This is a genomic window from Pseudoalteromonas sp. SR45-6, from assembly GCF_014163545.1.
GTDB lineage: Bacteria > Pseudomonadota > Gammaproteobacteria > Enterobacterales > Alteromonadaceae > Pseudoalteromonas > Pseudoalteromonas rhizosphaerae.
This window is the reverse complement of the sequence record NZ_JACJDM010000211.1, coordinates 1-344: the sequence shown is the minus strand read 5'-3', so window position 1 is coordinate 344 and position 344 is coordinate 1. Positions and strand designations below refer to the sequence as shown.

Here is a 344-nt window from a genome sequence, read left to right as displayed (position 1 = left end):
GTACTAATTACCCGTGAGGCTTAACCATACAACGCCAAACGCGTTTTATGTGATAGTTGATAGCGCAAGAAGTTAATAGACTAAAGTAGATTTACTGAAAACTTTATTATCAGAATTCCAAATTTATAAGGTGACTCTTAGCGCGTAGCGTTAAAGTTGAGGCACCTTGCGCAAAGGAAATGTAAGCACTACGTGCTTTGTCATTACTCCTTCGCACCCTATTTGCTTGGTAACAATAGCGTTTTGGACCCACCTGACCCCATGCCGAACTCAGTAGTGAAACGAAACAGCGCCGATGATAGTGTAGCATTTGCTATGTGAAAGTAGGACATTGCCAGGCTCCA

Annotated in this window: 1 rRNA gene; it reads left to right on the top strand. The window is 42.4% G+C overall.

Annotated elements, in window-relative coordinates:
- Positions 1 to 225 precede the first annotated feature (225 nt).
- Positions 226 to 340: ribosomal RNA gene (gene rrf, locus H5158_RS22955) — 5S ribosomal RNA — on the top strand.
- Positions 341 to 344: the final 4 nt, after the last annotated feature.